Below are 22087 nucleotides of genomic sequence, written 5' to 3' on the forward strand. Positions count from 1 at the left end.
AGACGAAACGGCGATGACGAAGTTTCGTTTGGCGATGTCGATACCTGCACAGTTGTATTGGGTACTCATCATAAACCTGCCTTGCATTCGGTTGTATTGTCTGGCAACTGTCCGGTTGTGTCGATGGGTTGCCCTGCCGCTCCCTGTGCTGCGCAACGGTTGTCTGCCTTGGGTGGGCGCGGGTGGCGGCCGGGCGGTTTGTTGCTATGATACAGTGATTACAATATACAAGCGGTGGGCTTCAGCCCGCCATTTCCATCAATCCCACATTTCCACCGTTTTCATCGAATCCATCGAATCCTTACCTTTCGACAATCACTGAACCGTCATTCCCGCGCAGGCGGGAATCTAGGTCTGTCGGTGCGGAAACTTATCGGATAAAACGGTTTCTTCAACCCTGCGTTCTGGATTCCCACTTTCGTGGGAATGACGGAATGTAGGTTCGTGGGAATGACAGGATGTAGGTTCGTAGGAATGACGCGGTGCAGGTTTCCGTATAGATGGATTCGTCATTCCCGCGCAGGCGGGAATCCAGAGCTGTCGGCACAGAAACTTATCGGGTAAAACGGTTTCTTGAGATTTTGCGTCCTGGATTCCCACTTTCGTGGGAATGACGGAATGTAGGTTCGTGGGAATGACGGCGGAGAAGTTTCTGCTTTCCCGATAAATGCCCACTCTCGTGGGAATGAAGGCTGCCGTATTAAATAGCAAACGAATCATTTCAAATAAAAAAGCCTGTCTTTCGACAGGCTTTTTTTACACCAATCTTTTCAGATTAGAATTTGTGACGCAAGCCAACCATGCTGGCAGTACTGGTCCTTTTAGTATCACCTTTGCCTTGTTTCAACCAACCGGCAGAAACCAGAGCGGAAGTGCGTTTGGAGAAGTCGTAGTCGGCACCAACGATAACTTGGTCGTATTGGTAACTTGCGTCTTTCACGCCATTCACTTTAGCTTTGAAGCCGTGAGCGTAAGAAACGCGAGGCGTTACGTTGCCAAAACGGTAAGCGGCAGTAGCGGCAACTTGAGTTTGCTCGTGTTTTTTACCAATAGCGGAAGAACCAACCTCGTTGTTTTTAGCAGCTTCATACTGACCGGCAACAGAAACGTACAGGTCATTGGCATCGTAACCGGCAACTACGCGGTGTACTTGGTAATCCTTAACAGGATTTTCCGTACCTACTTTAACAACTTTTGCATTATTGTCCAAATCAGCATATTTGGCAAAAGAGCCTGCGTATTGACCGAAGAAACCGGCATTTTCGTATTTCAGACCGGCGTGGTAAGACTCACGGCTGGACTTCACATGTTTGTATTTATCCTCATCATTCGCATTGTCGCGCGGAACGTATTGTACGCTGCCGCTGAAGCCTGCAAATACGGGAGAGTCGTAGCGTACGGAGATTTTACGGCTTTCTACACGACCGATAGTACCCAGTCCCAGTACATCTTCGGTGTTAGAACCAGATTCCCATGCATTGACGTTGTCGCCGCTGTCTTTCAATACGGTGTTCAGATTACCGGCGCGGACGGTACCGAAGTCGCCTTTCAAGCCGATGAAGGATTGGCGGTTACCCCAGCTGCTGTCAGTGCCGGCGATGGAGGCTTTTTGTTCCAACTGCCAAATGGCTTTCATGCCGTTGCCGAGGTCTTCTTGACCTTTGAAACCGATTTTAGAACCGAAGTCGGCAATTTGGGTTGCAGTTTTGGTTTTTACGCCTTGATTTTTTACGCGAGAAACTTCTACGCCTGCTTTAATTGTACCGTACAGGCTAACGTCAGCCATCGCTGCAACAGGCAGAGCTGCCAAAGTCAGAGCAATCAGAGATTTTTTCATTGCTGTATTCCTTTTCGTAGTTAAGAAATTTAAGCAGACCTAACTTTCCAATCCGCTTAGGCTTTACACCTACCGCCGAGGGGTTCGGCGATTTCATGTCTGAAACTATAAATGTTCCTGTCTGAAAAAACAAACTTCTGCCTGTTTTTGTGTGGAATCCGATGTGCATTTTGAAGGGCGGATAGAGATATTATGGGTATTTTTTGTTTTATAACATATAGTTATTTTAAATTTTTAAGATTTGCATTTTTACAACACTTACTTGGGAAGGCATTGGAGGGCATTGCAAACCGGGGGTTATAAAGACAGCAAAAAACGCACACGCGGTTTCTTTCGGAACGGGCGGATGTGAAATCCGCCCCTACAATAAAATGCCGTCTGAACCGACAGGTTCAGACTCCTGCCGGTAAAAATGGCGGCAGCAAGGTTTTCCGTTTTGAATGCCGTCTGAAAAGAGGAAAAGATTGCGGGCGAGTGTGAAACCCGACCCTGCGGCAGGATAATGAACACAATCAATTCAGACTATTCAATCAGGCAAACATCTCCTGCAATACTGCAAACAGTTTTTCAGCCGTACTGTTGTCTAAATTTCCAAGATGTTTGACCAATCCGGCTTTATCCACAGCCCTAATCTGTTCGGGTAAAAGCAAACCGTCTTTATCCTGAAAGCGGACATTGACGCGGAACGGGGCAGGACGGCTTCCGCTCGTCATAGGAACAATCAGCACAGTCTTGAGATAGTTGTGTATTTCAGGAGGAGATACTACGACACAAGGACGTGTCTTTTTGATTTCGCTTCCTACGGTCGGGTCTAAGGAGACCAGATAGATTCCGCCGCGTACTACCATATCCATTCTTTATCCGCTTCGTTTTCAATTTCGGAAAAAAAATGCTCCTGCTCGGTTTCAACAAGCATTGCGGCAGCTTCTGCCCATCCCCTGCGAACGGTAGGACAGCTTAAAATAATATTGCCCTTTTCAACTGTAACAGCCAAGCTGTCCACTGCCCCTATTTGACTCAATAATGATTTGGGCAGAATCACTCCTTGCGAGTTTCCCATTTTGCGTATGTTGAGAATCATATACGTACCATATTTACCAGTTTATGTAATAACAATGTTATTACCTTGATGAGGTAGTGTCAACATTGAAAAAGATTGCCTGACAGTTTGTCCGATTTCAAAATCTCCGCGACAAGAATGTTTTAAAGCCATTCGGGGATTTGGGGGCGGACGATGCCGTATGCCTCGGGATAGTCGACACCGGTCAGGTAGAGTCCGTCGGGCATGAAGGTCGGCGGGGCTTTGAGGCGGCTGCGTTCTTGAATCAGTGCGGCGAAGCCTTCGACGCTGAGCCTGCCGCTGCCGACATAAACGAGCGCGCCCATGATATTGCGTACCATGTGGTGCAAAAAGGCGTTGCCGTGCAAATCGAGGCGGACGAGTCCTGCGCTTTGGGTAAGATCGGCGCGGTAGATGGTTTTGACGGGGGATTTCGCCTGGCACTCGGCGGCGCGGAAGCTGGAGAAGTCTTGTTCGCCGATCAATAAGGCGGCAGCCTGCCGCATCGGCCCGATGTCGAGTTTGAGGTGTGTCCAGCCTGCCCTGTTTTTGAGCAGGGGGGAACGGACGGGGGCGGATTCGAGCAGGTAGCGGTAGTGCCGTCCGTATGCGTCGAAGCGGGCGTGAAATTCGGGTGCGGTCTGTTGGGCGTGCAAAACGGCAATGCCTTCGGGTAGGTGGGCATTTACGCCGCGCACCCATGCCTGTTGGGGACGGACGGCGGCAGTATCAAAATGAACGACTTGGGCGGTGGCATGCACGCCGGTGTCGGTTCTGCCGGCAACGGTGGTGGCGACAGATTCTCCTGCGATTTGGGCGAGCGCGGTTTCCAATACCGTCTGAACGGTCGGTACGCCGCCTGCCTGCTTCTGCCATCCGTAAAAGCGGCTGCCGTCGTAGGATAGGGTCAGTGCCCAGCGTTGTTTTTGTGCGGTATCCATCGGGTTTGGGATTCGGATAAATGTTCAGACGGCATTGTATCGCAGATTTTGCAGGGAAACGGCAAATGCCCGGGGCGCGCGGCGTTGTTTGGGGAGATGTTCGGGGGGGGATACAGGGTGCGCCGCAGGGTATTGCGTAGCAACTGTATTTTTCACCCCGTCGGGCAAAAATACAGTTGCTACGGTTTGCCGAATCATCCGAAATACCCGCATCGTCATTCCCGCGCAGGCGGGAATCTAGACCTGTCGGCGCAGAAACTTATCGGGTGCAACGGTTTCTTGAGATTTTACGTCCTAGATTCCCGCCTGCGCGGGAATGACGGCATATCTGCGCGGGAATGACGGCATATCGGCAGGCGCAGGGTGTTTTGCATTTGATAAAAATGCCGTCTGAAGGCTTCAGACGGCATTTCTGCGGCAACCGGATTATTTCCAAACCAAAAGCGCGTGGTTGCGTTTGCCGCGCCGGACGATGGTGTACTTGCCGAAACGTTTGTGTTCGCCTGTCAACAGATAGGCATCGTCGGGGCGTTCGGCGGCGTGGTTGGGGTTGTTGGCTTCGACAGGTTTGCCGTTGAGCAGAACCGCTTTGCTGTTCACAAAGCCGCGCGCTTCTTTATTGGAGGATGCCAAGCCGGTTTTGACCAAGGCTTCAACGGCGTTGATGCCGTCTGAAACTTCAAATGCGGGCAGGCCGTCGAGGGCGAGCTGCTCGAAGTCGCTTTCGGTCAGGCTGCTTTGGTCTTCGGCAAACAGGCTTTCGGAAATGCGCTGTGCGGCTTGTAGGGCTTCTTCGCCGTGAATCAGGCGGGTCATTTCTTCGGCGAGGATGCGTTGCGCTTCGGGCTTGCTGCCGCTTGCCTTGTCTTTCGCTTCGACGGCATCGATTTCTTCAACCGACAGGAAGGTAAAGTATTTCAGGAATTTATACACATCGGCATCGGCAACTTTCAGCCAGAACTGGTAGAACTGGTACGGCGAGGTTTTTTTCGCGTTCAGCCACACCGCGCCGCCTTCGGTTTTGCCGAATTTGGTGCCGTCTGATTTGGTAACCAAAGGCAGGGTCAGACCGAACACTTGTTTTTGGTGCAGACGGCGGGTCAGGTCGATACCTGCGGTGATGTTGCCCCATTGGTCGGAACCGCCGATTTCCAAAACCGCGCCGTGGCGTTTGTTCAACTCGGCAAAGTCGTAGCCTTGCAGCAGGGAATAGGCGAACTCGGTAAAGGAAATGCCCACGTCGTCGCGCTCGATACGCTGTTTGACGGACTCTTTGTTCAGCATGGCGTTGACGGAGAAATGCTTGCCGATGTCACGCAGAAAATCGAGACAGTTCATGCTGCCAAACCAGTCGGCGTTGTTCGCCATAATGGCGGCATTTTCGCCTTCAAAGCTTAAGAAAGGGGTCAGTTGGTTGCGGATGCTTTCTACCCAGCCGGCAACGGTTTCGGCGGAATTGAGGCTGCGTTCGGCGGCTTTGAAGCTGGGGTCGCCGATCATGCCGGTTGCGCCGCCCACCAGTGCAATCGGCGTATGCCCCGCCTGTTGGAAGCGGCGCAATGCCAATACGGGCAGCAGGTGTCCGATGTGCAGGCTGTCGGCGGTCGGGTCGAAGCCGCAATAAAGGGAAATTTTTTGTTCGTTCAGCAAAGCGTCTAAGGCTTCGATGTCGGTCGTTTGCGCGATAAGGCCGCGCGATTGCAGGTCTTGGATGACGCTCATCGGTCTCTTTCAAAAAAATTAGCGGTTTTGCAAACCGCCGATTGTAACAAATTTAATCGGATCAATGGTTATGGCGCGTATCGAGAAACCGTTGTTTTTCGGAAAAACGCTTTGCCAATTCCGTGCCGCCGTAAGGGTTGATGTGGTCTTTGTCCGAGTAAACCGGCAATCCGCCGATTTGAAAATCTGCGGGGATATAGGCGGCGGCATCAATAATATAGACGTTGGGGTATTTGGCTGCCAATTCCCTGATGCGTGCATTGGCTTTCAGGGTGCTTTCGTCGTCCGGGCGCAGGGTTTGGCGGTAACCCGGTATGCGTGAAGACAAGATATAGGCGCGCTGGACGTTGTAAGACGAGGCCAAGTTGTCCGCCATCAGGTAAACGGCTTGTTTTTCGGATGAGAGTTTGTGCAGCATACGGTCGAATTTTTGGAAAAAACCGGCATCGTAGGCAAGGGAGCGGCTGTTTTCGGGCATCTGGCTGCCCCAGCGCATCGCCAAAACCACTTTTGAATACCGGGGCAGGTGTTCTTCGGCATAGCGGTAAACGGCGCGGCAGGCGGCCCAGTTTTGGAACACGCGGGACGCGTAGCCCTCAACATAGGCGCAAGCGTCGGCGGAAACCATTGTGGCGGACCATTTTTCTTTTTTGCCCACGGCATCGAAGAATGTTTTGTAATGGTCGGCGTGGGAATCACCCAAAACCAGCAGTTCCGGCTGTTTTTCCGTATCCCCCCACCGGCATTGTTTGCCGGTATTGTTGTGGCAGGAGGTGTTGGAACGCGTCAGCCCCAAGCGGTCGTATTGCGCCATAAACGGCAGCCTCATCGCGAAAAACGAGCCCGCGCCCAAAATGAGCATAGGCAAGGCATAAATCCATAAAACGGATTGTGCGAACGAACCTTTCCATTTTTTAAACGGCTTTTCGATGCAGTGATAAGAAACCAGGGAAAACGCCAAGGTCAGAACGATTGCTGCCGCTGTCGAATAAGGCGGCAGGTTGTCCGGACCGATATAGCGCATAAAGGCCAATATCGGCCAATGCCACAGATAAAGCGAATAGGAAATCAAACCGACGGCAACGGTGATTTTCCATTGGAAAAATTTTTTAAGCGGGTGTTCGTAATGGTTGAAATAAATCAGCGCGGCAACGACCAGACAGGGAAACAGAGCGGCGGGCCCCGGGAAGTAGGCGGTTTGTTCCGAATAGGCAAACAGGCAGACGGACAGTATGCACACGGAAAACAATGCGCCGGCGGCGGCATACCGTTTGCCGGCGACGAGATTCCGCTGTTGCCGGTACCGCATCCGCACGGCGGTCAGCGATCCGACCAGCATTTCGCAGGCGCGCAGGTGGGGCAGGTAATATTTATCGAGCGCGGAAGGCATAAAGGAAGCGGCAAGGCTTAAGGCGCACAATGCGGCGAGGAAGCCGAACTGTACGCGCGGGCTTTTGCGGGCGACAAGCAGCAGCAACATCGGAAAGACAAAGTAAAATTGTTCTTCGACCGACAAAGACCAAATGTGCAGCAGGGGCTTTTCTTCCTGCGCGGGATCAAAATAATCCTTCCCCCTTGCAAAATACAGGTTGGAGGCGAAACCCAAGGCGGTCAGCGCGGATTTCCACAAAAGAAAGAAATCATCTTTGGTGAATAAAAAGAAGCCGCCTGCCAGCGTTGCCGCCAATACGGCGAAAAATGCGGGCAAAATCCGTTTGATGCGGCGGATATAAAATGTCTTGAGAAAGAAACGCCCCCCCCCCCCGGACATTTCGCGAAGGAGGATCGCCGTCATCAAAAAGCCTGAAATCACAAAGAAAATATCGACACCGAGAAACCCGCCCGGCAACCAATCCTTTTCGATATGGAACACGATGACGGACAAAACGGCGGCGGCGCGCAATGTGTCGATGTCCGGGCGGTAGGGTAAGGCTTGGCTCATAATGTTTTTATAGCGGATTAACAAAAACCAGTACGGCGTTGCCTCGCCTTGCCGTACTATCTGTACTGTCTGCGGCTCGCCGCCTTGTCCTGATTTTTGTTAATTCACTATAATCCAAAACGCGGCGGCGCAAATGCCGTCTGAAAGGTCATTTCGTATCGGGGCTCGGGATATTCGGAATGTCGGACGGCTTCCCGTAACGGCGGGGCGGCTTGTTTTTGGCAAGCCGTCAGACGCTTGCCGATCGGGCGGAATTTTATTTTGATGCGGCTTTATTCCTGCGGCACGGGAAACGCCGGAACCGTCAAAAACCGGCTTCAGACGGCCTTAAGCTGAAAAAAAAGGCCGTCTGAAAAGCGTTTTGCCGTGTTTACACGTTAAACAAAAAGTGCATCACATCCCCATCCTGCACGACGTATTCCTTGCCTTCCACACGCATTTTGCCGGCTTCTTTTGCTTTGGCTTCGCCGCCGAGCGAGACAAAGTCGTCGTAAGAAATGACTTGGGCGCGGATGAAGCCGCGTTCAAAGTCGGTGTGAATCACGCCGGCGGCTTGCGGGGCGGTATCGCCTTTGTGTATCGTCCACGCGCGGACTTCTTTCACACCGGCGGTGAAATAGGTTTGCAGCCCCAAAAGGTCGTAGCCGGCACGAATCAGGCGGTTCAGGCCAGGTTCTTCCAAGCCCATTTCGGCGAGGAACTCGGCTTTTTCGTCGTCTTCCAATTCGGCGATTTCGCTCTCCATCGCGGCGCATACGGCGACGACGGGGGCGTTTTCTTTTTCAGCCAATTCTTTCAGGCGGTCGAGGTGCGGGTTGTTTTCAAAACCGTCTTCGGAAACGTTGCCCACATACATCGCAGGTTTGGCAGTCAGCAAGAACAGTGGTTTGAGCATGGCAAGTTCTTCTGCGTCTAAACCGAAGGAGCGTACGGGTTTGCCTTCGTCCAGATGAGGCAGCAGTTTTTTGCACAGATCGACCAGTTTTTGCGCGTCTTTGTCGCCTGAGCGTGCGCGTTTTTCTTCGCGGACGATGGCTTTTTCCACACTTGCCAAGTCGGCAAGTGCCAACTCTGTACCGATGGTTTCGATGTCGGCAATCGGATCGACGCGGCCTGCAACGTGGACGATGTTGTCGTCGTCAAAGCAGCGCACGACATTCACAATCGCGTCGGTTTCGCGGATGTTGGCAAGGAACTGGTTGCCCAAGCCCTCGCCTTTGCTCGCGCCCGCGACCAAACCGGCGATATCGACAAACTCGACGATGGCGGGCTGCATTTTTTGCGGATTGACGATTTTCGCCAATTCGGCCATACGCGGGTCGGGCACTTCGACGATGCCGACGTTGGGTTCGATGGTGCAGAAGGGATAGTTTGCCGCTTCGATGCCCGATTGGGTCAGCGCGTTAAAGAGGGTGGATTTGCCAACGTTGGGCAAACCGACGATGCCGCATTTCAAACTCATGTTTTTTCCTGAAAATAGAGAAATTTAACGGCGGATTATAGCATACCGCCGCCTTCCTTCCGAAAAAATGCCGTCTGAAACGGCTTCAGACGGCATCCGGTTTCAAAAACCACTCAGAACAAGCCGTGAATCACGCCGTCTGCGTCCACATCGATTTTCTCGGCGGCCGGAACTTTCGGCAGACCCGGCATCTTCATCATATTGCCGCACAACGCAACAATGAAGCCCGCACCGGAAGAAACGGTGATGCCGCGCACGGTAATGCGGAAGCCTTCAGGGCAGCCCAAAAATTTGGCGTTATCGCTCAAAGAGTATTGGGTTTTCGCCATGCAGACCGGCATTTTGTCCAAGCCCAGTTTTTCCAGTGAAGCGATTTCGGCAGACGCTTCCGCGCTGAAATCAACATCTTCTGCGCCGTACACTTTTTGGGCAATCGCACGGATTTTGTCTTTAATGCTCAACTCAACATCGTAGGCAAAGCCAAAGTTATTCGGTTGGTTTTCGATGGCGTTGACGACTTTGCGCGCCAAATCCGCGCCGCCCGCACCACCTTTGCCCCACACTTCGGTCAGGGAAACTTCAACGCCGTGTTCGGCACAGGCTTTTTCAATCATCGCCAACTCGGCATCTGAGTCGGACACGAAGCGGTTGATGGCAACCACCACTGGCAGGCCGAATACGTTTTTCAGGTTGGAAATGTGTTTCAGCAGATTAGGTAGGCCTTTTGCCAAGGCTTCGAGGTTTTCTTCGCCGAGGTTGGCGCGTTCCACGCCGCCGTTGTATTTCAGGGCGCGGACAGTCGCCACGACGACCGCCGCATCAGGTTTCAAACCGGCAAGGCGGCATTTGATGTCGCAGAATTTTTCCGCGCCCAAATCCGCGCCGAAGCCTGCTTCGGTTACGGCGTAATCGGCAAGGTGTTTCGCCAGACGGGTTGCGGTTACGGAGTTGCAGCCGTGGGCGATGTTGGCGAACGGGCCGCCGTGTACGAAGGCGGGCGTGCCTTCGATGGTTTGCACCAAGTTGGGCTTAATCGCATCTTTGAGCAATGCCGCCATCGCGCCATTCGCTTTCAAATCTTTGGCATAAACAGGGCTGCCGTCTTTAGCGTAAGCGACGAGGATGTTGCCCAAACGCTCTTTCAAATCGCTGATGTCTTTGGCAAGGCAGAATACCGCCATCACTTCGGACGCAACGGTAATGTCAAAACCGTCGGGACGCATCACGCCGTCAACAGGTTTGCCCATACCGTCGATGATGTTGCGCAACTGGCGGTCGTTCATATCGACCACACGACGCCACAGCACGCGTTTCGGATCGATGTTCAACTCGTTGCCTTGGTAGATATGGTTGTCGAGCATGGCGGCAAGCAAGTTATTCGCCGCGCCGATGGCGTGGAAGTCGCCGGTAAAGTGCAGGTTGATGTCTTCCATCGGCAAAACTTGGGCATAGCCGCCGCCTGCCGCGCCGCCTTTAACACCAAACACCGGACCCAAAGAAGGCTCGCGCAGGGCAATCACGGCATCTTTGCCGATGTGGCGCAACGCGTCCGCCAAACCGATGGTTACGGTGGTTTTGCCTTCGCCCGCCGGAGTCGGGTTGATGGCGGTAACCAAAATCAGACGGCCTTGTTTTTGCGGCAGTTTAAACGCTTCGGCAGGATTGATTTTGGCTTTGTAATGACCATAGGGCTCAATGTTGTCAACGTTCAAACCCAGCTTGGCGGCAATTTCACTAATCGGGCGCATGGTGGAAGATTGGGCGATTTCGGCATCGGTTTTGAAGCTCATGATTTTCCTTTATTGAGAGAGGGAAAGGCCGTCTGAAACAATCTCAAGAGACGGCTGGAAGAAAAAGAATATTCGTTCTATTATAACGTTTTCCAAGGATAAACCGCAGTGAAAATTTTGATATTTCATCAACAAGCGGATTCATATTGTCAACAATTTGAAACAAGGGAATAAAACATGAGCAGCAACGCATGGCTGTTTTGGGCATTGGCATCGGCAGGTTTCGCCTCATTGACCGCCATCTTCGCCAAAATGGGTTTGCAGGGTATAGATTCCGATTTCGCCACCTTTATCCGTACCTTGGTCATCCTCGCCGCTTTGGTATTGTTTTTGACCTACACCGGCAAATGGCAGGGCGTAAACGGCTTCACGGGGCGCAACTGGACGTTTCTGATTTTATCCGGCCTCGCTACCGGCGCATCCTGGCTCGCCTACTTCAAAGCCCTGCAACTGGGCAACGCCTCGCAAGTCGCCCCCGTCGATAAATTCAGCCTAGTCCTGGTCGCCCTGATGGCGGTGGTTTTCTTGGACGAACGCCCGAACACGCAGGAATGGATAGGCTTGGGGCTGGTTACGGCGGGCGTGTTGACGCTGGCACTGAAACGGTAAAGCCGCAAGAAATAAATGAAATGCCGTCTGAAAAACTGTTTTCAGACGGCATTTCCGTTTCTGTCTATCCTCAGCACTCAACCACGCGCACGGATACGGGGATAGCTTTTTTCTGAAGTGTGGCGGCGAGTCCGGCGAGCGAGGTTTCTTTGTAGGTCGCCTTCATATCCCGACCGGTCTGCAACATGGTTTGGATGACTTCGTCGAGCGAGACTTTTTTGTCCGTGCCGTCTTCCAAGAGCGCGAGGGTGCCGAGTTTGAGGGCTTTTTCGGCGGCGATGCCGTTGCGCTCGATGCAGGGGATTTGCACCAGTCCGCCGACGGGGTCGCAAGTCAGCCCCAAATGGTGTTCCATCGCCATTTCGGCGGCGTTTTCCACTTGTTTGGGCGTGCCGCCGATGACTTCGGCGTATGCGCCCGCCGCCATCGAACACGCTACGCCGACTTCGCCCTGACAGCCGACATCCGCACCGGAAATGGAGGCGTTGGTCTTGTAGAGGATGCCGATTGCGCCTGCGGTGAGCAGGAAGTTTTCGACGCGTTCCTGTGTGGCGTGCGGATTGAACTTGCGGAAATAGTGCAATACTGCGGGAATGATGCCTGCCGCGCCGTTGGTCGGCGCGGTCACGACGCGTCCGCCGGCGGCGTTTTCTTCGTTGACCGCCATGGCGTATACCATCGGCCAAAGCTGGGTGTTGACGATTTCGGTTTCGCGCAGGACTTTAAGTTTGGCGGCAAGCTGCGGGGCACGGCGGCGGACGTTCAATCCGCCGGGCAGTTCGCCGTCTGCCGCCAAACCGCGCTTGATGCAGCCTTCCATAACCTCGGCAACACCGGCAACACGGCGGCGGATTTCGGCTTCGCTGCATCCGGCAAGCGCGGCTTCGTTTGCCAACACGGCTTCGGAAATATCCAGCTGGTTCAGACGGCATTGGGCAAGCAGCTCGGCACAACTGTTGTAAGGATAAGGAACGGTTTTTTCCGTTTCCGCCTGCTGGTCGAAATCTTCTTCGGTAACGACAAAGCCGCCGCCGACCGAATAATAAACCTGCTCCTTCAAGACTGCCCCGTCTGAAGCATAGGCGGTGAAACGCAGGCCGTTCGGATGTTTGGGCAGCACTTGGTCGCCGCGTATATGCAAATCGCGCCGGGGGTCGAACACAATTTCATCTCCGTTAAGCAGTAGGATATGCTGGGAGCGGATACGCTCGAGGCGGTCGGGAATGTCGGCAAGCGGAATATCGTGCGGCAGGCTGCCTTCCAAACCGAGCATCAGCGCGTCGAACGTGCCGTGTCCGTATCCGGTCAGGGCGAGCGAGCCGTAAATATCGATAGCGATGCGGGCAGCCTGCACACTCAAACCTGCCGCAAAGGCGGCGGCGGCCTTCATCGGGCCGACGGTGTGCGAGCTGGAAGGCCCGATACCGATTTTGAAAATATCAAAAATGCTGATCATGGTTTTGCTCCGAAAGGCGGTTTCAGACGGCATGGCTTCCGTTTGACAAATCAAAAGGAGACGCGGCAAGCTGCCCGCCTCCTTTTTTAAAACGGCACTTATGCGTCGATATTTTGGGCAATCAGCGCATTGTTCTCGATAAAGGCGCGGCGCGGCTCGACCTCGTCGCCCATCAGCGTAACGAACACTTCGTCGGCAGCAATGGCGTCCTCAATGCGTACCTTCAGAAGGCGGCGTACGGACGGATCCATCGTGGTTTCCCACAGCTGTTCGGGGTTCATCTCGCCCAATCCTTTGTATCGCTGGATGGACATGCCTTTTTGGGCGTTTTGGAGCAGGATGTTCAGCGCGGCTTCAAAGCTGTCCACGTCGTACTCGTTCTCGCCTTTGTAGAGCTTGGCGCCCTCGCCGACCAAGCCTTTGAGCGCGGCGGCGGTTTGGGTGAGGGTTTGGTAGGCTTTGCTGTTGAGGAACTTGGGTTCGATGTAGCTGACCATGACGTTGCCGTGCAGCTTGCGGGTGATTTTGATGAAGCGGTTGCCTTCGTGTCCTTCGATGCGTTCGAGGGCGACTTCTTTTTCGTCGAGCAGACCGGAAAGTTCGGCAACGGCTTTATCGGCGTTTTCAGACGACATCAAATCAATGGGCGATGCGTGCAGCATGGCGCGCAGGACGAGTTCGTCCACGAAGCGGCTTTCCTGTTCGATAACGGTTTTCGCCAACAGGAACTGCTTGGCGGCGCTTTCCAAATCTTTCCCCTCCAGCACTTTGCCGTCTGAAACGATTTTGGCTTTTTCCAAGGCGAGTCCGAGCAGCCATTGGTCTTTTTCCAACTCGTCCTTGAGGTAACGTTCCTGTTTGCCGTATTTCGCTTTATACAAAGGCGGCTGGGCGATATAGATGTAGCCGCGCTCGACCAGTTCGGGCATTTGGCGGTAGAAGAAGGTCAGGAGCAGGGTGCGGATGTGCGCGCCGTCCACGTCGGCATCGGTCATGATGATGATGCGGTGGTAACGCAGTTTTTCGGGGTTGAACTCTTCTTTGCCGATGCCTGCGCCCAGCGCGGTAATCAGGGTGGCGACCTCTTGGCTGGCGAGCATTTTTTCAAAACGGGCTTTTTCGACGTTCAAAATTTTGCCTTTGAGCGGCAAAATGGCTTGGAATTTACGGTCGCGGCCTTGTTTGGCAGAACCGCCTGCGGAATCGCCCTCGACCAGATAAAGTTCTGACAAGGCAGGGTCTTTTTCTTGGCAGTCGGCGAGTTTGCCGGGCAGCCCCAAGCCGTCCATCACGCCTTTGCGGCGTGTGATTTCGCGGGCTTTGCGGGCGGCTTCGCGCGCGCGCGCGGCATCGACGATTTTGCCGGTGATGATTTTGGCTTCGGTCGGGTTTTCTTCGAGGAAGTCGGTCAGGGCTTGGTTGATGACTTCGTTGACGACGGGGCCGATTTCGCTGGAAACCAGTTTGTCTTTGGTTTGCGATGAGAATTTCGGATCGGGCAGTTTGACGGATAAAACGCAGGTCAAGCCTTCGCGCATATCGTCGCCTGCGGTTTCCACTTTGGCTTTTTTGGCGACTTCGTTGGCTTCGATATAGTTGTTGATGGTGCGGGTCATCACTTGGCGCAGTGCGGTCAAGTGCGTACCGCCGTCGCGTTGCGGAATGTTGTTAGTAAAACATTGCACGCTTTCTTGGTAGCTGTCGTTCCACTGCATCGCGCATTCGACGCTCATGCCGTCTTTTTCGCCGAACGCGTAGAAGATTTTTTCGTGCAACGGCGTTTTTTTGCGGTTCATGTATTGCACGAACCCGGCCACGCCGCCGGAAAGGGCGAAGCTTTCGTGTTTGCCGTCGCGCTCGTCGGTCAATTCGATGTCCACGCCGTTGTTCAGGAACGAAAGTTCACGGATGCGTTTGGCAAGGATGTCGAAGCTGTATTCGACGTTGCCGAAGGTTTCCGTACTGGCGAGGAAGCGCACGGTCGTGCCTTTTTTATCGGAATCGCCGACAACTTTCAACGGCTCTTCGGTTTCGCCGCGCACGAAGCGGACAAAGTGTTCTTTGCCGTCGCGGTAAATGGTCAGCGTTACCCAGTCGGACAGCGCGTTGACGACGGATACGCCCACGCCGTGCAGGCCGCCGGAGATTTTGTAGCTGTTGTTGTCGAACTTGCCGCCCGCGTGCAAGACGGTCATGATGACTTCGGCGGCGGAGCGTCCTTCTTTCGGGTGGATGCCGGTGGGCATACCGCGCCCGTTGTCTGCCACGCTGACAGAATTGTCGGCATGGATGGTTACGGTGATTTTATCGCAATGTCCCGCCAGTGCTTCGTCGATGGCGTTGTCCAATACTTCGAACACCATATGGTGCAGGCCGCTGCCGTCCTGCGTGTCGCCAATGTACATGCCGGGGCGTTTGCGTACCGCTTCCAAGCCTTCGAGCACCTGAATGCTGTCGGCGCCGTATTCTTCGTGTTTTTGTTCAGTCATATTTTTTGCCGGATTTTGAAAAGATTTTGCGATGCCGCCAAAACAGTCCGCGCCTTGTGAAAAAAGCGGGCGGGACGGCGTATATAATTGTGTATTATAGCCGATTTTGCCGCCTGATTCAGCGTTATCCGCATCCGTATGCCGTCTGAAAGGGCGGGCGGCGCATTGGCGGCCGGTACGGGCGCGGGATTTGCCGGCAAAGTGGCAAAAGCGTTTTTTTGCCACTAAAATCTACGCCCTATACTTTTCGGACAGGGGCGCGGAAATGGAAATATGGAATATGTTGGACACTTGGCTCGATGCCGTCCCGATACGCGCGGAGGCGGCCGAATCCGTGGCGGCGGTTGCGGCTTTGCTGCTGGCGCGCGCCCTTCTGTTGAACATCCACTTCAGACGGCATCCGGATTTCAGCATCGAAAGCAAGCGGCGGTTTTTGGTTGCCAGCCGCAATGTAACGCTGCTTTTGGTGCTGTTTTCGCTGGCATTTATCTGGTCGGCGCAAATTCAAACGCTGGCTTTGTCGATGTTTGCGGTGGCGGCGGCGGTCGTCGTGGCGACAAAAGAACTGATTATGTGTCTGTCGGGCAGTATTTTAAGGTCTGCCACCCAGCAATACTCGGTCGGCGACTATATCGAAATCAACGGCCTGCGCGGGCGCGTGGTCGATATCAACCTGTTGAACACGCTGATGATGCAGGTCGGCCCGAACCCCTTGGTCGGACAGCTTGCGGGAACCACCGTTTCTTTCCCCAACAGCCTGTTGTTGAGCCACCCCGTGCGCCGCGACAATATTTTGGGCGACTATGTCATCCATACGGTCGAAATCCCCGTTCCCATCCATTTGGATTCGGATGAAGCCGTATGCCGTCTGAAAGCCGTACTCGAGCCCTTGTGCGCGCCCTACATCCCCGCCATTCAGCGGCATTTGGAAAACGTGCAGGCGGAAAAACTGTTTATCACGCCCGCCGCCAGACCGCGCGTTACCCGCGTACCGTACGACGACAAGGCATACCGCATCATCGTCCGCTTCGCCTCCCCCGTTTCAAAGCGGCTGGAAATCCAACAGGCGGTTATGGACGAATTTTTGCGCGTACAATACCGCCTGTTAAACCATCCCGCCGGCTCCGAAACACTTTAACTTTCCCCATCCGGCACCATTTCCGGCTTCAGACGGCATATTGCCGATATGCCGTCTGAAGCACAACACACAAAGGAAACCCATCTTATGACTGACAACGCACTGCTCCACTTGGGCGAAGAACCCCGTTTCGACGCCATCCAAACCGAAGACATCAAACCCGCCGTCCAAACCGCCATTGCCGAAGCGCGCGCGCAGATTGCCGAAGTCAAAGCCCAAACGCACACCGGCTGGGCAAACACCGTCGAACCCCTGACCGGCATCACCGAACGCGTCGGCAGAATTTGGGGCGTCGTGTCGCACCTCAACGCCGTCGCCGACACGCCCGAACTGCGCGCCGCCTACAATGAATTGATGCCTGAAATCACCATTTTCTTCACCGAAATCGGACAAGACATCGAGCTGTACAACCGCTTCAAAACCATCAAAAACTCCCCCGAGTTCGACACCCTCTCCGCCGCACAAAAAACCAAACTCAACCACGACCTGCGCGATTTCGTATTGAGCGGCGCAGAATTGCCGCCCGAACAGCAGGCAGAACTGGCGCAACTGCAAACCGAAGGCGCGCAACTTTCCGCCAAATTCTCCCAAAACGTCCTAGACGCGACCGACGCGTTCGGTATTTACTTTGACGATGCCGCACCGCTTGCCGGCATCCCCGAAGACTCGCTCGCCATGTTTGCCGCCGCCGCGCAAAACGAAGGCAAAACAGGTTACAAAATCGGCTTGCAGATTCCGCACTACCTTGCCGTCATCCAATACGCCGACAACCGCGAACTGCGCGAACAAATCTACCGCGCCTACGTGACCCGCGCCAGCGAACTTTCAGACGGCGGCAAATTCGACAACACCGCCAACATCGACCGCACGCTCGAAAACGCCCTGCAAACCGCCAAACTGCTCGGCTTCAAAAACTACGCCGAATTGTCGCTGGCAACCAAAATGGCGGACACGCCCGAACAAGTTTTAAACTTCCTGCACGACCTCGCCCACCGCGCCAAACCCTACGCCGAAAAAGACCTCGCCGAAGTCAAAGCCTTCGCCCGCGAACGCCTGAACCTCGCCGATTTGCAGCCGTGGGACTTGGGCTACGCCGGCGAAAAACTGCGCGAAGCCAAATACGCGTTCAGCGAAACCGAAGTCAAAAAATACTTCCCCGTCGGCAAAGTTTTGGCAGGACTGTTCGCCCAAATCAAAAAACTCTACGGCATCGGATTCGCCGAAAAAACCGTCCCCGTCTGGCACAAAGACGTGCGCTACTTTGAATTGCAACAGAACGGCGAAACCATAGGCGGCGTTTATATGGATTTGTACGCACGCGAAGGCAAACGCGGCGGCGCGTGGATGAACGACTACAAAGGCCGCCGCCGTTTTTCAGACGGCACGCTGCAACTGCCCACCGCCTACCTCGTCTGCAACTTCACCCCGCCCGTCGGCGGCAGGGAAGCGCGTTTGAGCCACGACGAAATCCTCACACTCTTCCACGAAACCGGCCACGGGCTGCACCACCTGCTCACCCAAGTGGACGAACTGGGCGTATCCGGCATCAACGGCGTAGAATGGGACGCCGTCGAACTGCCCAGCCAGTTTATGGAAAATTTCGTTTGGGAATACGACGTTTTGGCACAAATGTCCGCCCACGAAGAAACCGGCGTTCCCCTGCCGAAAGAACTCTTCGACAAAATGCTTGCCGCCAAAAACTTCCAACGCGGAATGTTCCTCGTCCGCCAGATGGAGTTCGCCCTCTTCGATATGATGATTTACAGCGAAAGCGACGAATGCCGTCTGAAAAACTGGCAACAGGTTTTAGACCAAGTGCGTGAAGAAGTTGCCGTTATCCAACCGCCCGAATACAACCGCTTCGCCTTGAGCTTCGGTCATATCTTCGCCGGCGGCTATTCCGCAGGCTATTACAGCTACGCGTGGGCGGAAGTATTGAGCGCGGACGCATACGCCGCCTTTGAAGAAAGCGGCGACGTTGCCGCCACAGGCAAACGCTTTTGGCAGGAAATCCTCGCCGTCGGCGGCTCCCGCAGTGCGGCAGAATCCTTCAAAGCCTTCCGGGGGCGCGAACCGCGCATAGACGCACTTTTGCGCCACAGCGGCTTCGACAACGCGGCTTGATCGATGTGAACAAAAAATGCCGTCTGAAACAATCAAACAGTGTTTCAGACGGCATCAGCATTTGCGCGGTTTCGCCATTTTCACAAAAACAGCAAGCCAAAATCCCGTCATTCCCGCGCAGGCGGGAATCTAGAGTTGTCGGTACAGAAACTTATCGGGAAAAACGGTTTCTTTAGATTTTACGTTCTGGATTCCCGCTTTCGCGGGAATGACGGAATATTTTTGCATTTTATTTTCCGACATCATTGAATCAAACCCAAGTGCGACAAGAGCGTCCAAGTGCCGATGGCGATCAGCACCAGCCCGCCGGCAAACTCCGCACGTTTCCCAAACAGCCCGCCCAACGCCCCGCCTGCCGTCAGCCCGATGGCAACCATCACCGTCGTCGCCATACCGATGACAGCGGCGGCAAAGGCGATGTTTACCTCCATAAACGCCAGGCCCACCCCGACGATCATAGAGTCGATGCTGGTTCCAAAAGCAGTCAGAACCGTCAACCACAGGCTTTCCCGTTTGGTTTCCCGCGCGTCTTCCGCCTCGCCGGACAACCCTGCGCGCATCATTTTCAGACCCAGCCCGCCCAGCAGGACGAAAGCCACCCAATGGTCCCATTCGCTGATAAACGGCTTGGCATAAAAACCGCCCGCCCAGCCCGCCAGCGGCGTGAGTGCTTCGACCGTGCCGAACACCAAAGCCGTTGCTGCAATTTTGCGCGGGGGCATCCTGACCGCCGCACCCTTTGCCAGCGCGACGGCAAACGCATCCATCGACATCCCCAGCGCAATCAAGAGCAAAGCGTAAAGACTCATACCGCACCCGTCCTTAAAAAGGGCGGATTATAGCAAAACAGCAAAGCGCGAAAAACGCCGCACGAAAACCCGTATTCCGTCATTCCCGCAAAAACAAAAAATCAAAAACAGAAATATCATCATTCCCACGCAGGCGGGAATCCGGAAACTCAAAGTTGCAAGAATTTATTAGAAATGGCTGAAACTCAACGAACCTGGATTCCCACTTTCGTGGGAATGACGGAGGAGGGGTTGCTGTTTTCCCGATAAATGCCCGCAATCTCAAATCCCGTCATTCCCCAAAAACAAAAAATCAAAAACAGAAATTTCGTCATTCCCGCGCAGGCGGGAATCCGGAAACTCAAAGTTGCAAGAATTTATTAGAAATGGCTGAAACTCAACGAACCCGGATTCCCACTTTCGTGGGAATGACGGAGGAGGGGTTGCTGTTTTCCCGATAAATGCCCGCAACCTCAAATCCCGTCATTCCTCAAAAACAAAAAATCAAAAACAGAAATTTCGTCATTCCCGCGCAGGCGGGAATCCAGAGTTGTCGGCGCGGAAACTTATCGGGAAAAACGGTTTCTTTAGATTTTACGTTCTGGATTCCCACTTTCGTGGGAATGACGGAGGAGGGGTTGCTGTTTTCCCGATAAATGCCCGCAACCTCAAATCCCGTTATTCCCCAAAAACAAAAAATCAAAAACAGAAATCCCGTCATTCCCGCGCAGGCGGGAATCTAGAGTTGTCGGTGCGGAAACTTATCGGGTAAAACGGTTTCTTTAGATTTTACGTTCTGGATTCCCACTTTCGTGGGAATGACGCGGAAAAGTTTCCGTGCCGGTTTGAGCCGGTGGGGATGGCGCGGGAATGACGGGATATTTTGCGTTTAATAAAAAACGCCCGCCAAAACGGCAAAGGCGGACGGAGGATGCCGTCTGAAGCGGCAAAGGGGAATAGGAAATGCCGCCCAGGCTGTTCGGGCGGCATTTGTTTTCACGGCGGGGTCAAACCCGGTCATTGTCCTTATTTGGCGCGGCAGGAAGACGGCAGGAATTTGTCGTCCACAGTACCTTTTTTACATTCCCAAGAGAACGAGCCGGAGTTTTGTTTGCCGACGAGTGTCAAGGTTTTACCTTGGATGTCTTTGTTCACACCGGAAGATTTCATGGTGGAGGTAATGGTGGCAGAGGTACCGCCGCCTTTAACATCAACCGATTTTACATATTTACCTGTAATCTGAGAAGCAGAAGCAATACCTGCGGAAGCATTGCTGTTCGGGAACGTGCCGTTGTCGGAATAATACTCGACCACTGCGGATTTTTGACCTTCTGCCAAAGTCAGGGCTTCGGACATTTGGGCGCGCGCGGTGTAGTCTTGGTATGCGGGCAGGGCGACGGCTGCCAAGATACCGACGATGGCGATGACGATCATCAGCTCGATCAGGGTGAAACCTTTTTGGATTGCTTTCATTTGGATGACTCCTGTTTGAAAATGTTTAAGTTTGATTGGAGATTTGCGGCATCCGCCGCAAACGTAAACCCGTAATGTATTTGACCGATGGTTTTTTTGGTTCGGCTTGCCTTCTTACCAGCAAGCGGCGTGCCAAAAACGGGTTCGGCTCGGCATTTTACAGAATATTTTTTTATTTGTCTGTTTGGTATGGGTATTTTTTATATCAACGCGGCGCGGAATGCGGCGGAATAATGCGGCGGGCTGACGTTTTTTGTCAGTTGTGACAATTTTTGTCAGTTTTGTGCTGACGTTTTTTGTCAGATTTTGTCAGATTGGGTTTTTTTGGTTTTTTTTGGGGGGTGTGGGGCAGGGTGGGATTGGTGTGATGACGAAATATAAGTTTCCGTGCGGACGAGTCCTGGATTCCCGCCTGCGCGGGAATGACGGATATGTCCACACGAAAACCCGTATCCCGTCATTCCCACGAAAGTGGGAATCTAGAAACTCAAAGCTGCAAGAATTTATCAGAAATGGCTGAAACTCAACGGACCCGGATTCCCGCTTTCGCGGGAATGACGCGGAAAAGTTGGCTGTGGGGCGGGAATGGCGGGCTGAAGCCCACCCTACGTCCTGCCCTACGGAACGCTGAACCGTCATTCCCGCGCAGGCGGGAATCCAGAGTTGTCGGTACGGAAACTTATCGGGTAAAACGGTTTCTTTAGATTTTACGTTCTGGATTCCCACTTTCGTGGGAATGACGGGGTTTTGGTTTCCGTGCGGATGGATTCGTCATTCCCGCGCAGGCGGGAATCCAGTTTTGTCGGTACGGAAACTTATCGGGTAAAACGGTTTCTTTAGATTTTACGTTCTGGATTCCCACTTTCGCGGGAATGACGGGATGCGGGTTTCCGTGCGGATGGATTCGTCATTCCCGCGCAGGCGGGAATCCAGAGTTGTCGGCACAGAAACTTATCGGGAAAAACGGTTTCTTTAGATTTTACGTTCTAGATTCCCACTTTCGTGGGAATGACGGAGGAGGGGTTGCTGTTTTCCCGATAAATGCCCGCAACCTCAAATCCCGTCATTCCCCAAAAACAAAAAAAATCAAAAACAGAAATCCCGTCATTCCCGCGCAGGCGGGAATCCAGTTTTGTCGGTGCGGAAACTTATCGGGGAAAACGGTTTCTTTAGATTTTACGTTCTGGATTCCCACTTTCGTGGGAATGACGGAGGAGGGGTTGCTGTTTTCCCGATAAATGCCCGCAACCTCAAAT

16 protein-coding genes are annotated in these 22087 nt (G+C 53.6%); 3 read left to right on the top strand and 13 right to left on the bottom strand.

Annotation, left to right across the window (positions count from 1 at the left end; all coding sequences use genetic code 11):
• Positions 1 to 775: 775 nt before the first annotated feature.
• From porB to DBY86_RS11470, 9 genes are all read right to left on the bottom strand, one after another.
• Positions 776 to 1837: a trimeric porin PorB gene (porB, locus tag DBY86_RS11425; RefSeq protein ID WP_107820054.1), complete on the bottom strand. Its 1062-nt coding sequence runs from the start codon at positions 1835 to 1837 to the stop codon at positions 776 to 778.
• 530 nt (positions 1838 to 2367) lie between these two features.
• Positions 2368 to 2691, bottom strand: coding sequence for a type II toxin-antitoxin system PemK/MazF family toxin (locus tag DBY86_RS11435; RefSeq protein ID WP_002214977.1), 324 nt, complete (start codon positions 2689 to 2691; stop codon positions 2368 to 2370).
• Complete coding sequence (locus tag DBY86_RS11440; protein WP_002227726.1) at positions 2679 to 2918, bottom strand: AbrB/MazE/SpoVT family DNA-binding domain-containing protein; 240 nt, start codon at positions 2916 to 2918, stop codon at positions 2679 to 2681. Before DBY86_RS11440 ends, DBY86_RS11435 begins: the two co-directional genes overlap by 13 nt.
• Positions 2919 to 3040: 122 nt before the next feature.
• Positions 3041 to 3838: a tRNA pseudouridine(38-40) synthase TruA gene (gene truA, locus DBY86_RS11445; RefSeq protein WP_107820055.1), complete on the bottom strand. Its 798-nt coding sequence runs from the start codon at positions 3836 to 3838 to the stop codon at positions 3041 to 3043.
• Between the two features lie 287 nt (positions 3839 to 4125).
• A complete protein-coding gene (locus DBY86_RS14010; protein WP_300905801.1) occupies positions 4126 to 4248 on the bottom strand; it encodes a hypothetical protein in 123 nt (40 codons plus the stop codon).
• A gap of 16 nt (positions 4249 to 4264) precedes the next feature.
• Positions 4265 to 5560, bottom strand: coding sequence for a tyrosine--tRNA ligase (tyrS, locus tag DBY86_RS11450; RefSeq protein WP_107820056.1), 1296 nt, complete (start codon positions 5558 to 5560; stop codon positions 4265 to 4267).
• Positions 5561 to 5621: 61 nt separating this feature from the next.
• Positions 5622 to 7502: an acyltransferase family protein gene (locus DBY86_RS11455; protein ID WP_107820076.1), complete on the bottom strand. Its 1881-nt coding sequence runs from the start codon at positions 7500 to 7502 to the stop codon at positions 5622 to 5624.
• Between the two features lie 370 nt (positions 7503 to 7872).
• The gene (ychF, locus tag DBY86_RS11465) at positions 7873 to 8964 is read right to left on the bottom strand and encodes a redox-regulated ATPase YchF (protein WP_107820057.1); all 1092 of its coding nucleotides are present in this window, start codon (positions 8962 to 8964) and stop codon (positions 7873 to 7875) included.
• Positions 8965 to 9077: 113 nt separating this feature from the next.
• Positions 9078 to 10754 carry a formate--tetrahydrofolate ligase gene (locus DBY86_RS11470; RefSeq protein ID WP_107820058.1) on the bottom strand — a complete coding sequence of 559 codons (1677 nt, stop codon included), beginning with the start codon at positions 10752 to 10754 and terminating at the stop codon, positions 9078 to 9080.
• Between the two features lie 177 nt (positions 10755 to 10931).
• Between DBY86_RS11470 and DBY86_RS11480 the strand changes: the two genes are divergently transcribed.
• A complete protein-coding gene (locus DBY86_RS11480) occupies positions 10932 to 11363 on the top strand; it encodes an EamA family transporter (RefSeq protein ID WP_107820059.1) in 432 nt (143 codons plus the stop codon).
• 70 nt (positions 11364 to 11433) lie between these two features.
• Here DBY86_RS11480 and DBY86_RS11485 read toward each other — a convergent pair whose 3' ends face one another.
• Positions 11434 to 12819 carry an L-serine ammonia-lyase gene (locus DBY86_RS11485; RefSeq protein ID WP_107820077.1) on the bottom strand — a complete coding sequence of 462 codons (1386 nt, stop codon included), beginning with the start codon at positions 12817 to 12819 and terminating at the stop codon, positions 11434 to 11436.
• 98 nt (positions 12820 to 12917) lie between these two features.
• Complete coding sequence (gene gyrB, locus DBY86_RS11490; protein WP_107820060.1) at positions 12918 to 15308, bottom strand: DNA topoisomerase (ATP-hydrolyzing) subunit B; 2391 nt, start codon at positions 15306 to 15308, stop codon at positions 12918 to 12920.
• Between the two features lie 265 nt (positions 15309 to 15573).
• On the opposite strand from gyrB, the gene DBY86_RS11500 reads away from it, so the two are divergent.
• Both DBY86_RS11500 and DBY86_RS11505 read left to right on the top strand, forming a co-directional pair.
• The gene (locus DBY86_RS11500; RefSeq protein ID WP_199901102.1) at positions 15574 to 16446 is read left to right on the top strand and encodes a mechanosensitive ion channel family protein; all 873 of its coding nucleotides are present in this window, start codon (positions 15574 to 15576) and stop codon (positions 16444 to 16446) included.
• 87 nt (positions 16447 to 16533) lie between these two features.
• The gene (locus DBY86_RS11505; protein ID WP_107820061.1) at positions 16534 to 18570 is read left to right on the top strand and encodes a M3 family metallopeptidase; all 2037 of its coding nucleotides are present in this window, start codon (positions 16534 to 16536) and stop codon (positions 18568 to 18570) included.
• A gap of 242 nt (positions 18571 to 18812) precedes the next feature.
• Here DBY86_RS11505 and DBY86_RS11515 read toward each other — a convergent pair whose 3' ends face one another.
• Positions 18813 to 19379 carry a manganese efflux pump MntP gene (locus tag DBY86_RS11515; RefSeq protein WP_107820063.1) on the bottom strand — a complete coding sequence of 189 codons (567 nt, stop codon included), beginning with the start codon at positions 19377 to 19379 and terminating at the stop codon, positions 18813 to 18815.
• 1005 nt (positions 19380 to 20384) lie between these two features.
• Positions 20385 to 20831 (bottom strand): pilin, encoded by a 447-nt coding sequence (locus DBY86_RS11545; protein WP_107820065.1) that lies wholly within the window; start codon positions 20829 to 20831, stop codon positions 20385 to 20387.
• Positions 20832 to 22087: the final 1256 nt, after the last annotated feature.

The organism is Neisseria bergeri (assembly GCA_003044455.1).
GTDB lineage: Bacteria > Pseudomonadota > Gammaproteobacteria > Burkholderiales > Neisseriaceae > Neisseria > Neisseria bergeri.